This is a genomic window from Sphingobium nicotianae, assembly GCF_018603885.1.
Lineage (GTDB): Bacteria > Pseudomonadota > Alphaproteobacteria > Sphingomonadales > Sphingomonadaceae > Sphingobium > Sphingobium nicotianae.
Genome location: NZ_JAHGAW010000016.1, coordinates 56,407 through 70,056 on the forward strand (window position 1 = coordinate 56,407; position 13,650 = coordinate 70,056).

8 protein-coding genes and 1 pseudogene are annotated in these 13,650 nt (G+C 59.5%); all 9 read left to right on the forward strand.

Going from position 1 to position 13,650, the window contains the following annotated elements:
- Positions 1–7: 7 nt before the first annotated feature.
- On the forward strand, positions 8–1,399 hold the full coding sequence (locus tag KK488_RS20170; protein WP_214625519.1) for an aminotransferase class III-fold pyridoxal phosphate-dependent enzyme: 1,392 nt from the start codon (positions 8–10) through the stop codon (positions 1,397–1,399).
- A 136-nt stretch (positions 1,400–1,535) separates the two neighbouring features.
- Positions 1,536–4,079 carry a TonB-dependent receptor gene (locus tag KK488_RS20175; RefSeq protein ID WP_214625520.1) on the forward strand — a complete coding sequence of 848 codons (2,544 nt, stop codon included), beginning with the start codon at positions 1,536–1,538 and terminating at the stop codon, positions 4,077–4,079.
- 81 nt (positions 4,080–4,160) lie between these two features.
- Positions 4,161–5,873 carry an amidohydrolase gene (locus KK488_RS20180; protein WP_214625521.1) on the forward strand — a complete coding sequence of 571 codons (1,713 nt, stop codon included), beginning with the start codon at positions 4,161–4,163 and terminating at the stop codon, positions 5,871–5,873.
- A 291-nt stretch (positions 5,874–6,164) separates the two neighbouring features.
- The gene (locus KK488_RS20185) at positions 6,165–7,853 is read left to right on the forward strand and encodes an amidohydrolase (RefSeq protein WP_214625522.1); all 1,689 of its coding nucleotides are present in this window, start codon (positions 6,165–6,167) and stop codon (positions 7,851–7,853) included.
- Between the two features lie 120 nt (positions 7,854–7,973).
- A complete protein-coding gene (locus KK488_RS20190) occupies positions 7,974–9,461 on the forward strand; it encodes an aldehyde dehydrogenase family protein (RefSeq protein WP_214625523.1) in 1,488 nt (495 codons plus the stop codon).
- A 27-nt stretch (positions 9,462–9,488) separates the two neighbouring features.
- On the forward strand, positions 9,489–10,523 hold the full coding sequence (gene qhpR / locus KK488_RS20195; RefSeq protein WP_214625524.1) for an AraC-like transcriptional regulator QhpR: 1,035 nt from the start codon (positions 9,489–9,491) through the stop codon (positions 10,521–10,523).
- A 44-nt stretch (positions 10,524–10,567) separates the two neighbouring features.
- A pseudogene (gene tyrS, locus KK488_RS20200) lies at positions 10,568–11,506 on the forward strand (tyrosine--tRNA ligase); the annotation flags it as partial.
- Positions 11,507–11,602: 96 nt separating this feature from the next.
- Complete coding sequence (locus KK488_RS20205) at positions 11,603–11,740, forward strand: hypothetical protein (protein ID WP_214625526.1); 138 nt, start codon at positions 11,603–11,605, stop codon at positions 11,738–11,740.
- Positions 11,741–11,907: 167 nt separating this feature from the next.
- Entirely contained in the window at positions 11,908–13,623 is a 1,716-nt protein-coding gene (locus KK488_RS20210) for an amidohydrolase (RefSeq protein ID WP_214625527.1), read from the forward strand.
- The last annotated feature ends 27 nt before the right edge of the window (positions 13,624–13,650 follow it).

Genomic DNA, 13,650 nt, shown 5'->3' on the forward strand with positions numbered 1-13,650 from the left:
GAGCAACATGAACTCGAAGCCTATCGCAGCCGCCGCACTAGAGCGCGTTGATGACAATCTCTTGAAAGCGGCCAATGCCAAATATCAGTGGCATCCGATGGTTCATCCCAAACGGCTCGAGCAGGACCCGCCGCTCATCATTGCCCGCGGTCGCGGGGCAGTCGTCGAAGACCTTGACGGCAAATCCTATGTCGATGGTGTCGCCGGCTTGTGGTGCGTCAATGTCGGGCACGGCCGGAAGGAAGTAATCGACGCGATCCAGGCCCAGCTCGCCCAAATCGCATATTTCTCACCCTTTGACGGAACGACTACGCCGCCATCCATCCTGCTTTCGCAGAAGCTGATCGAAATGACGCAGCCGGAAGACATGGCTCGCGTCCTCTTTTCCAATGGTGGTTCGGACGCTGTCGAAACGGCGATGAAGCTGTCCCGGCAGTATTGGAGGCTCAAGGGTCAGCCGCAGCGCGTAAAGTTCATCTCGCTCATGAACGCCTATCATGGCACGCACATCGGCGGCGTCTCCATGAACGGCATTCCGTCGTTCCGAGCCAACTACGAGCCGCTTCTTCCGAACTGTTATCAGGTCGAATGCCCCTGGATTTACCGAAATCCTTGGACGAACGACCCCAAGGAACTCGCGCGGATTTGTGCTGACGCTCTCGCGCGGGAAATCGAGTTTCAGGGCCCCGATACGGTAGCGGCCTTTTTCGCCGAGCCCATCCAGGGCGCGGGAGGCGTCATCGTTCCGCCTGAGACCTACTGGCCGTTGGTTCGCGAAGTCTGCGATCGTTACGGCGTGCTCCTCGTCGCCGATGAAGTGGTCACCGGTTTCGGTCGCTCGGGTGCCATGTTCGGCTCGCGCGGCTGGGGCGTCAAACCCGACATCATGTGTCTCGCTAAGGGCTTGAGTTCGGGATACGTGCCGCTTGGCGCGACCCTTTTCAACAAGCGCGTCGTCTCCGCCTGGGATGACGACGCCACGTTCACCGGCGCGATCATGCATGGCTATACCTATACCGGCCATGCCGTTGCCTGCGCCGCGGCGCTTGCATGCCTCGAGATCGTCGAGCGCGAAGATCTGCCCGGCCGTGCAGCCGCGATGGGCGCGCGCCTCCTTGATGGCTTGAAACCTCTTGAGCAGTCGTCGGCAGTCGTCGGCAATGTGCGTGGCAAGGGCCTGATGATCGCAATCGATCTCGTGGCTGACAAGGAAACGCGCGAGCCGATCGATCCTGGTGAGGGCCTTGCCTATCGCCTCGCCGATGCCGCTCGCGCTCATGGGGCGATCGTCCGCCCCGTCGGAACGAAGCTCATTCTCTCACCGCCGCTCGTGATCAGTGAAGAGCAAGTCGACGTGATCGCCAACGCGCTGAAGGAGGCCTTTCGAGTCGCAGTGTAATGAAATAAGATATTGAATAATAACAATTAATGTTCTGCCCGGGAGGGGCGCAACGTACAAATTAGGGGAACGGACAATGAGAAACTTCAGACTGGCTCGCGAACTGCGACAGGCATCTTTCGCGGCTATTGCAATCATGATCGGTTCGACGGGAGTTCATGCGCAGGGTGCAGCCGCGCCTGACTCCACGAGCCAGAAGGCAGACAGCGCCACCGACGGTGGGACTGAAAGCCAGGAAATCGTCGTTACGGCAACGCGCCAGTCTGAAGTCCTCAGCAAGGTCCCGATCAGCGTCGAGGCTTTCTCGGCCAAGCGCCTCGACCAGCAGGGCGTGCGCAGCATCGACGATATCTCGAGGCTCACGCCGGGCGTCACTTTCGGTCGCGGCGATACGCGAAATTCCGGTGCAGCTCAGATATCCATCCGCGGTGTGAGTTCTGGAGCGGGTGCATCGACGACGGGTATCTACATCGACGATACGCCCATTCAGTCCCGCAATTTCGGATATAGCAGCTATTCGGTTTTCCCGAACATCTTCGATCTCGAGCGCGTCGAAGTTCTTCGTGGACCGCAAGGCACGCTCTTTGGTGCAGGCGCCGAAGGCGGTGCGGTACGGTTCATCACACCGACACCCAGCCTCAAGAACTACAGCGTCTATGGCCGCGGAGAAGTCGGCGTCACGGAAGGCGGGGGCACCAGCTGGGAGCTCGGTCTCGCGGTGGGTGGACCAATCATCGAAGACAAATTGGCGTTCCGTGTCAGTGGTTGGCACCGTCGCGATGGTGGCTACGTCGATCGCATTCAGTATGACCGTCCGGCAGGCGGCCCGGTCTATCTGTCCACCTGCTTTGTGACGCCAAGCAGTTGTCCGGTTACCAACGGTATCATTCAGGCCTTGTCTGGTGTCCCTGGCGTTGGTCCGTTGCTCGCCCAAGCCAATTCCAATTACTTTCAATCTCAGTTCCCGGGCGTGACACCCGGCGGCTATGCTCAGCCAACGACCGGCAAGGTCGTGCAGAAAGACGCCAACTACCAAGACGTCGATGTGCTGCGAGGGGCGCTGCTATTCACGCCTATCGAAAATTTCACGCTGAACGCGTCAATCTATTATCAGAACATCTACAACAATGATTCCAGCACATATTGGGTGAACCTGTCGAACCCGTCGGCAAACCAGTTCGGTCAGGGTAATAACAAGGCGCAGCCGAGCCATGATCGCTTCTATCTGCCTTCGCTGAAGGCCGAACTCGATCTCGGGCCAGTACGCCTCGTGTCCAGTACGTCATATTTCAACCGCAAACAGAGCTCGGTAAGCGACTATACGACCTTCGAACATTCTCTCTATTATGGCTCGTATCTGTCTCAGCCGACCGATTACCATCCGTCCTACCAGTTCAACGATCAAGAGAATATCTCGGAGGAATTCCGGATCGAATCCACCGATCCAACTTCGCGGCTGAACTGGGTCGCCGGAGTTTTTTACACCAAGAACAAGCAGGTCGCGAAGCAGTTCGTCGCGACGCTTTCGACCCCGGTTTCCTTCCCTGCGGGTGGCTGCCCGGCCTTCACCGTAGCGCCATTCTGTTATGGGCCGTTGCAGGCCGGCGGCGCGGACGCACCAATGGCTGGTGCGGTGTTCGGCGATGCACTCGATCCCGGCACCGTTCGGGAAACGCAGCTTGCCGGATTCGCGCAGGCTGACTTCAAGGTGACCGAAAAGCTGAAGCTGACTGCGGGTGTTCGTGTGGCTCAGGCCGATGTGGACATCTTCTTCAACAACTATGGTCCGATCGTCGGCGCCACGCCGGTCATCGCCAGCGCAAAGCAGAAGGAGACGCCTGTCACTCCCAAATTCGGGATCTCGTATCAGGCTACGAATGACACCCTGCTCTATGCCTCCGCAGCGAAGGGCTATCGAACGGGTGGTGGTAACCCGGAGATCGGGGCTGGTTGCAGGCTTCCGCTCGCGGCCAATGGTTTCGGAACATATAAATCGGATAGTTTGTGGAGCTACGAGGTCGGCGCGAAGAGCAAATTGTTCAATCGCCGTCTACAAGTGGCCGGAAGCGCTTATTACATCGACTGGAGCAATATCCAGCAGAACATCGCGCTGTCATGCGGCTTCCAGTTCGTGATCAATGCCGGTTCCGCGACGAGCAAGGGGTTCGACCTGAACGCCAATCTCAGTGTAACCAGCCATTTTCAGCTGTCTGGGGCTGTCGGCTACACCTATGCGAAGTTCAACTCGGACGTCGTCAACCCGGCCAGTCCGACATCGAACCTAGTTACGGCGGGAGATCGAATTCCGGGCTCGCCCTGGACGGTCACGGTCGGTGGAACTTATGACTTTCCTATTCTCGAAAACGACGGCTATCTGAGAGCGGACTACCAGTTTCTCTCGGCCGCATCGGCGGGCATCGGATCCCAAAATCCTCGGAATGGCGGAAGCTATAATCCGCTTATCCCACCGCCGCCGGCAACTGAACTCGTCAACGTTCGCGCGGGTATCCGGATCAAGCAATTCGACCTGTCGGTCTTCGCGAACAACTTGTTCAACGTGCATCCGCAACTGGGCCTGAGCCAGTCGATTTCCGTCTTCTCGGGCAACAATCCAAGCCTCTTCCAAGGCGCTACGCTGCGGCCAAGGACGTTCGGCGTCACGCTCGTCGGTCGCTACTGATCGCGTTGGGGTGGCATTTAGCCACCCCATTTTTTTGCGCCCGGGACGCCACCGTCCGTCAATCCGACGAAGGCAAAGAAGATGAAGATTTCCTCACTCGCTTTTGGGCTGCTGCTTGCAAGTGCGGCACCGGCTTCCGCGCAACTCAACGGTATGCTGGAAACACTTGAGCCGGCGCCTGCAGATACGGTTCTCGAGAACGGTCGTATCTACACCCCCAATGGCTGGGCGAGCGCCGTAGCCATTTCAAAGGGGACGATCGTTGCCGTGGGAGACGCGGGTGCAGTGACGCCCCACAAAACTGCCTCGACGCGCGTCATCGATCTCAAAGGAGAGACGGTCCTTCCCGGCCTGCACGACATGCATGTCCACCCCGCTGGCGCGGGCATCGACCAATCCCGATGCTCCATTCCCCATGGCGCTGCGCCCGCGAAGGTTTTCGAGGTCACCGCCGCGTGCGTCGCCAAAGCAAAGCCTGGAGAATGGGTTACCGGGCGGGCCTATGAGGCGGCGTCGTTCGGATCCACACCGCCTCACAAGTCGATGCTCGACAAGGTATCACCTAATAATCCTGTGGTTTTTGAGGATATCAGCGGCCACAGCAGTTGGGCGAATTCGGTGGCGCTGAAGGCAGCCGGCATCACGCGCGATACACCCGACCCCAAGGGAGGCATTATCGAGCGAGATAGCAAAGGCGAGCCGACCGGCATCCTGCGAGAAGCCGCTGGCAGACTGGTGCGTGAGCGCGTTCCGCCCCCAAGCAAGAAGCAATATGTCTCAGCCCTCAAATGGGCGCTCGACCTGATGGCAAGCTTCGGCATTACATCCTTTGTCGATGCCGGGCTGAGCACGCCAGGCGCAATCGCATATGGCGAACTGGCGGACAAGGGTGAGCTCAAGCAGCGCGTGGTCGGTTGCATCATATACAGGGAAAATGACCTCATCGCGCAGCGGATGTTCTATTCCCGAGAGAAGTTCAGCCCGACGTGCATCAAAATCTTCGTCGATGGCGTGCCGACCGACGGTCATACGGCGGCGATGGTGGACGAATATGTGCCGCTAGTGCACGGCAGCGAGACAGGCCGCGAAAAGGGCCTGTTGCTGATACCGCAGCCCGAACTCAACGCCATGGTCACCCGCTTCGATGCAATGGGCATGACCATGAAGTTTCACGCAGCCGGCGATGCCGCTGTCAGAGCTGCTCTGAACGCCATCGAAGTTGCCCGCAAGACCAATGGCTTCTCTGGCTACTATCACAATGTTGGCCACAACAGCTTCGTCAAAATTGAGGACATCCGGCGTGCCAGGTCCATCGAAGCTGCCTTCGAGTTCTCACCTTACATCTGGTACCCCTCACCGATCATTGATGACATCCGCAAAGCCGTCGGCGAAGAGCGGATGAAGCGCTGGATCCCGGTAAAGGACGCGCTTGATGCCGGGGCCCTGTCAGTTCCGGGATCTGACTGGTCGGTTGTCCCCTCCGTCAATCCCTGGATCGCAATCGAGACGCTCGTGACTCGCCAGGTACCTGGCGGCGGCGGCGAAGTGCTGGGCGCGCAGGAGCGCATCACGCTCAAACAGGCGATCGACATGTTCACCCGCGCCTCATCGCGCCAGATGAACATGGATGCGGCCACCGGGACGATCGAGACGGGCAAGCTTGCTGACCTGGTCGTCATCGATCGCGATATCTTCGCGATCGCACCGACGGAAATCCACAACACCAGGGTGCTGCGGACATTCGTCGGGGGTGAGGAGATCTACACCGCTCCGGATGCCGGTTCTGGCAGATGATGGATGCGCTCACAGGGCAAAGGTCGTTTCTCCGATCCGCCCTGTACGGCGGGCCGTTCCCGGCCTTGTGGTCTCTGGCGCCGTCCAGGGTTTCGTCGCGCGTCTCGCCAAATCTCGCCCTCCCGCTGGTCGCGAGCGGGTGGCGTGGCGCCAGATCGAGATGATGCGCGAAGCCGCGAGGGGAGCGGGCAGCTAGTTCGCTCGCCATCCGGCGTTGGGAAAACAGGGATTTGTAATTCGTTTTCACGGGAGAGGTTTGAAATGTTTCGAAGGACAGCAATCGCCATCTTGATGGCCACCACCATCGCGTCACAGCCCAGCTTGGCGCAAATGCCGGCGCCGACGGACTCTCTTGCCCAGAAGGCGGACATGGTCCTCACCAATGGTCGCATCTACACGCCATCAGGTTGGGCAAGCTCGCTGGCAATCGGAAAGGGCGTCATTCTTGCCGTGGGCGATAGCGCTGCTGTGCAGCCCTACGTGACTGGTCAGACAAAAGTCGTGGATATCAAGGGCCAAACGGTCCTGCCGGGCCTCCATGATATGCACGTTCATCCGACGGGAGCGGGCCAGCGGGAGCAGCAGTGCCAGCTTCCTCATGACGCAACGCCGGCGCAGGTCTTTGCGATCACGGCGGAATGCGTGAAGGCGAAGAAGCCTGGCGAATGGGTCACCGGCGGCTCCTATGAAGCTGCCTCGTTCGGCAAGACGCCGCCGAACAAGGAAATGCTCGACAAGGTGGCACCGAACAACCCGGTGATGTTCTCCGATATCAGTGGTCACAGTTCCTGGGTCAATTCGGCGGCCCTGAAACTCGCCAATATCACCAAGAGCACCCCCGATCCCAAGGGCGGCATCATCGAGCGCGACAGCAAGGGAGAACCGACCGGCCTCCTGCGGGAGGCTGCATCGTGGGGAGTCAGCGCGCATGTCCCGCCTGCGAGCCCGGAGGACACCGTGCGGGCGCTGCAATGGTCTCTCAACGTCATGCTATCCTATGGCATCACGGCGTTCGACGATGCAGTCGTCACTCCAGATATCGGCGTCGCCTATGGCAAAATCGCGGATGCCGGCAATCTCAAACAGCATGTCCGTGCCTGCATCATCATGACCGCAGAGGAAATGATCCAGCAGAGGCAACTCTATGCCCGCGAGCGCTTCTCGCCCTCATGCGTCAAGATTCTGCTCGATGGCGTGCCGACAGACGGTCACACAGCCGCGATGCTCGACCATTATGTGCCGGTGCCAGGTCGGGACGAGACAGGACGGGAAAAGGGTCTTTCGCAGGTCACCCAGGAAGATCTTAACGCGGCGCTCATTCGCTTCGACAGACTGGGTATGACCGTCAAAATGCACGCTGCAGGCGACGCTGCGGTTCGCCAAGGACTCGATGCGATCGAAGCGGCCCGCAAAGCCAATGGCTTCTCGGGCGTTCTCCATGACGTTGCGCACAACAGCTTCGTCTCGATGGACGACATCCGACGTGCTCGCAGCCTCGGCGCCGTCTTCGAATTCTCGCCATATATCTGGTATCGCTCGCCGATCATCGCGGATATCGAGAAGGCAGTGGGCCCCGAACGCATGAAGCGCTGGATCCCCGTCAAGGATGCGCTGGATGCTGGAGCGTTTGCGGTGCCGGGATCCGACTGGGCCGTTGTTCCTTCTGTGAATCCCTGGCTCGCGATCGAGACCCTGGTAACCCGCAAGCAACCCGGAGGGATCGGAGAAGCGCTCGGTGCTGATGAAGCCATCACCCTCAAGCAGGCGGTCGATCTCTTCACGATCAACTCTGCCAGGCAGCAATATGCCTCCGACCGGTTGGGGACGATCGAGCGAGGCAAGCTGGCTGATATCGTCGTGATCGATCGCAACATCTTCGAGGTGCCGATCACCACCGTTCACGAAACGAAAGTCAATCTGACAATCATCAACGGCGAGATCGTCTATGATTCCGCGAGGCCGGTTGCCGGCAAGCCCTGAGCGGTTGACTGAAATTATCAAATTGATGCATTAAAATGTCAACGGCAGGACGGGGTGGATGCATCATTCTCGTCCTGCCGTTCAGCAGGGAATTAGGTCCCCGGCGGCGGGGAGATAAAGATGACGAGCGTTAGCCTGTTGCCCGCCGTGGAGAGTGTGTTTGGCCGTATAGGCTCGTTGTTCATCGACGGCGCCTTCAGCGCCGGTGCGGGCGAAGCCCTCAAGATCATCGATCCCGCCACCGAGGATGTGATCGCCGCCTTACCGGAAGCGACCGGAAGCCAGGTCGACGCAGCGGTTGCTTCAGCAGATGCAGCCTTCCGGGACAAGCGGTGGTCCGGACTGCGCCCCGCCGATCGCGAGCGAATTCTCTTTCGCTTTGCTGAATTGGTCGAACGCGATGGCGAAGTGCTTGCCCAGCTTGAGACGCTGAACCAGGGAAAATCCATCAACATCGCGCGCATGGTCGATGTCGGCGCTTCGGTCGAATATATGCGCTACATTGCTGGCCTAGCGACCAAGATCACCGGCCTTACGCTCGATATGTCGATCCCGATCATCCCAGGCGGCCGTTATCATGCCTATACCCGCGCTGAGCCCGTCGGGGTCGTCGCTGCCATAGCGCCCTGGAACTTCCCGATGATGATTGCGCTGTGGAAGGTCATGCCGGCGCTGGCCGCCGGGTGTACCGTTGTTCTCAAGCCGTCTGAATTCACGCCTGTCACGGCGCTCGTGCTTGCGGAGCTTGCGATTGAGGCCGGCGTGCCCGCTGGTGTCTTCAATGTCGTTGTAGGACGGGGCACGACGACGGGCACGGCGCTCGTTCAGAACCCTGCGATCGCTAAGGTAAGCTTCACCGGATCGACCAGGACCGGGAAGGCAATCGGACATCAGGCACTGGACCGGATGGCGCGCTTTTCCCTCGAGCTTGGAGGCAAGAACCCGGCGTTGGTGCTTGCAGATGCCGATCCGGCCAAGATTATCCCTGGGCTCGCCGCTGCCGCTTTCCTCAACAGTGGTCAGGTCTGCGCTGCGCTGTCCCGCATTTACGTGGAGCGCCCCGCCTATGATGGCTTGATCGAGGGACTTCGGCAGGCGGTGGGATCGATGACGATCGGCTCGGGTCGGGATCCATCGATGCAGATCAATCCCCTCGTATCGGCCCAACACCAGAATGCGGTCCTTCTGAATATCGCTCGCGCCGAGCAGGGTGGTGCACATGTCTTCCGGGGCCAAACAGGTCCCAAGCAGGGCTTTTATGTATCACCCGCGCTGGTGACCGGTGCGGCTGCCGATGCGATGATCCAGCGGGAAGAGGTCTTCGGCCCTGTGCTGAGCGTGACGCCCGTCGATGACATCGAGGAGGCTATCCGGCTTGCCAATGACTCGCCGTACGGCCTAGCCGCCAGCATCTGGTCGAACGACCTAGGCAGGACGATGGATCTCATTCCGCGGATCGAGGCGGGCACGGTTTACGTAAACACGCATGTACCCGTCGATCCAAACCTGCCTTTTGGCGGATACAAGCAGTCGGGCCTTGGCCGCGATTTTGGTCCGGACGCTCTTGCAGCCTATACGGAGACGAAGTCAGTATGCGTCGCCTACTGATGCAAACAAGGATCGGAAACTGAGCGAATGCATCACGCATCGACAGTGGTGGAACCGATGATCTCGGTGCAAAACGTCAAAGCGCTGGTGGAGCGTTTGCGGGAGAAGGACCTGCCGCTTGGCAAGTTGCTGGCAGCGGCGGACATCAGGCCGAACCGGCTCGAGAACGTGAATGATCAGCTTCCGCTCCGCAACTATGTCAGGCTTCTGGAGCTGGCGGCGGAGCAGGCGCAAGACCCGCTGATCGGCCTTTCGCTTTCATTGGCATCAGGCCCAGAGGCGCTGGGCGCGGTCGGGTTCCTGTTCTTGAGCTCCGAGACCTTGGGACAAGCAATCGGAAATCTGTGTCGCTACGTGTCTGCAGTTCAAGACGCGACGGACAATCAGATAGAACATGATGGCGAACTTGCTGCCATCACATATCAGATCCGCGACGACAGCATCGCCCCGCGGCGGCAAGATGCCGAATTCTCGCTGGGCATCATCACCAAAATGATCCGCGCATATGCCGGCGGCCGTTGCCAGCCAGTCGAGGTTCACCTCGAACACGGCCCCGCGGTAGATCGGCGACGCTATGAGAGCCTGTTCGGTTGTCCGATATACTTTCGTCAGACCCGCAATGCTGTGATCATCAAAGCGGCTGATCTCAACCTCAGATCGATCGCCCTTAGCGACGCTCTGGCGGAAATTCTTGAGGCCCAGCTGCGAGAGCGCATTGCTTCTCGAAGCGGCCTTCAGAGCTTCGGAGACCGTGTCACGGAAGCCCTGACCCCGACGTCGATCCAGCAGAAGGTCAACGTATGCAGCCTCGCCAAGGAGATGCGCATCTCTCAATCGACGCTCTATCGGAGGCTTAATTCGGAGCAGAAGTCATTTCAGCGGTTGCTCGACCGCCGACGCGAAGCGCTGGCCAAGCGCCTTCTTTCCGGTAGCAGAATGAGCATCGCTGAGGTCGCATCGGCATTAGGCTATGCAGAGAATGCGAGCTTCACGCGTGCTTTTCGGCGCTGGACAAGTGTCAGCCCGCGTCAGTATCGCGAAAGCAGCCGTCCGCTACTCTGACCGGCGCATATCGAACGCCCATTCTGACCAGACCGGATCCCGGCATGACCTCCTATTCGTCGTCCCTTCTCAAGCTGCTTGATGAACGCGGCTACATTCATCAGCTGACCGACGCCGCCAGCCTCGACGCGCTCGCTCAACGTGAAATCGTGCCGGGATATATCGGCTTTGACCCGACGGCATCCTCGCTGCACGTCGGTCACCTGGTGTCCATCATGCTCCTGCGCAGGATGCAGGAGGCGGGGCACAAGCCGGTTGTCCTCATGGGTGGCGGTACAGGAAAGATCGGGGATCCCAGTTTCAAGGACGAGGCACGCAAACTCCTGGACGATGAAACGATCGCGTCCAATGTGGCCTCGATCAAACGCGTCTTTGAACGTTTTTTGAAGTTTGGTGATGGCCCGACTGATGCCGTCATGGTCAACAATGCCGATTGGCTCGATCGCCTGCAGTATATGGAACTGCTCCACGACATCGGCGAGCACTTCACGATCAATCGAATGATGGCGTTCGATTCCGTGAAGCTACGGCTGGGAAGGGAGCAGTCGCTGACCTTCCTCGAATTCAATTACATGATCCTTCAGGCCTATGACTTTGCCGAGCTCAATCGGCGCCTGGGCTGTAAGCTGCAGCTTGGGGGTTCCGATCAGTGGGGCAACATCGTCAATGGAATCGAACTCGGCCGGCGCCGGGACGGCGTGGAGCTTTTCGGGCTCACGACGCCTCTCCTCACGACAGCCGACGGCCAGAAAATGGGTAAATCCCTGGGTGGTGCAGTCTGGCTGAACGAGGATATGCTCCCGCGCCAGCAATATTATGATTTCTGGCGCAACAGCCATAATGACGATGTGACGCGCTTCCTGAGACTCTTCACCGACATTCCTATGGCCGAAATCGACGGGCTGGAGGGTGCGCAAGGGGAAGAACTGGAGGAAGGCAAGCAGCTGCTTGCGGAAGCAGCCACGACCCTGTGCCGGGGGGCACTGCCGCTGCAATAAGGCAATTCAAGGGTCTGGAAAGCCGGCGCGCGGAAAGCTCATCAATCACGCGATAACCGAACGCCAAAACCTCCACTTCCATTGACCGATAAAGTCAATCTTCTGACTGAAAAGATCAATGGCTACGGCCACCTGCTGATCCATCTTGAACAAGACAGTCGGTCCAACGCGGCGGGCTGGCGAACGTCGATGATGGCTGGATCGGACATGCGCGAGTGAAGATCAAATCCCGCGGAATTATCCCGCATCTGGGCCTGGATTCCCATCGGCAGCCGCTGACAGCAGTGTGTCCGCGCATCGCATCAGATTTCGTCTGTTCCCTTCGCCAAGCTGCAGGTGAGCCCGTGCTTCGCCGCGCCTCAAAATTTGCCAATGGAGTAAGAGCCATGAAAAATTCCCTGTTCCTGGGTCTTGCGCTGCTGGGCGCGGCCACGGTGCCCTGCGTCGCATCATATGCCGGCCAACAGTCTGGCGGGTCGATCGTTCTCCTCAATGCTCACATCTATACGCCAGCAGGGTGGAAGCAGGCCGTAGCGATCAAGGATGGGGCCATCGTCGCCATCGGTTCCAATCGTGAGGTGGCTGCCAAGGCTCCGGCTGGGGCGAAAAAAGTCGATCTTGGGGGCAAGACCGTCTTTCCCGGCCTCCACGATATGCATGTGCATCCCATGGGCGCGGGAGCGCAGATGACGGAATGTCATTTCTCACAGGAAGCCACGCCTGCGCAGGTCATTGATGCTGTCGCACGCTGCGTCGCGTCGAAGAAGCCTAGAGAGTGGGTCACCGGCGGTCAGTGGCAAGGCATCTCCTTTGGTGACGCCGGCCCGAACAAGGCGATGCTCGACAAGATCGCGCCGAATAATCCAATTCTGCTCACGGACGTCAGTGGTCACAGCAGTTGGGCCAACAGCGCGGCGCTCAAGATCGCTGGCGTCAACAAGGACACGCCAAATCCGCAAGGCGGCGTGATAGAGCGCGACACTGCAGGAGAGCCGACCGGTATTTTGCGGGAAGCCGCCTCGCAACTCGTGGCGAGCCGCGTGCCGCCAGCTACGCCGGCTCAAAACGCTGCGTCGCTCAAGCGCGCTCTCGATCAGCTCCTTTCCACCGGTGTCACGACCTTGGTAGACGCGCTGGTCGCGCCGCCCATTGCTCAGGCCTATGACGATCTCGACTCAAAGGGCGAGCTAGTTCAGCAAGTCCGTGGTTGCTTGGTCTATGGCCGCTCGCCCGGCCCCCAAATTTCGTTCGACCAGGTCCTGGCCAGCCGCGGGAAATATGAACGGGCGAACTTCCGCCCGGATTGCGTCAAAGTGTTCATGGATGGCGTGCCCACTGCGGGCCATACCGCCGCGCTGCTTGAGCCCTATGCCGACAACCCGCCCGGTATGACGGACAGCGGCCGCGAGAAGGGCATCCTGATGGTCTCGCCGTCAGAACTTGATCCGCTTGTCACCAAGTGGGACAAGATGGGCCTCACCGTTAAGTTCCACGCGGTCGGAGACGCGGCATCCAAGGCCGTCCTCGATGCGATCGCAGCGGCGCGGAAGGCCAACGGTCCAAACGGTCCTCTGCATGACGTTGCGCATCTCACGCTGCTGGCGAAAGATCAGGTGGCCCGCGCCAAACCACTACGCGCCACGTTCGAATTCTCGCCCTATCTTTGGTTTCCAACGATCATCAATGACGAACAGCTCAAAGCGGTCGGGCCGAATCTGATGTCCCGTGCTTGGCCGGTGCGGGAAGCAATTGACAGTGGCGCGCTCGTGGTCGTCGGTTCGGATTGGCCCACTGGCACCCCTACGGCAAATCCCTGGATCGGTATGGAGACATTGGTGACCCGTCGTGTACCGGGCGACCCAGGCACCGGGCCGGCTATTGCCGCCAATGAAGCGATCACGCTCAAGGAAGCTGTCGATCTCTTCACCATCAACGGCGCCCGTCAGATGGGGGACGCGAAAGTCCGGGGGAGCATCGAGATCGGAAAGATCGCTGATCTCATCGTGCTCGACCGAGATCCCTTCGCGGTGCCGATCAGCGACGTTCACAACACCAATGTTCTGAAGGTTTTCATCAAGGGTCGACAAGTCTTCGCCCGCTGAAGTCTGAACCATCAGCTCGTAGCTGAC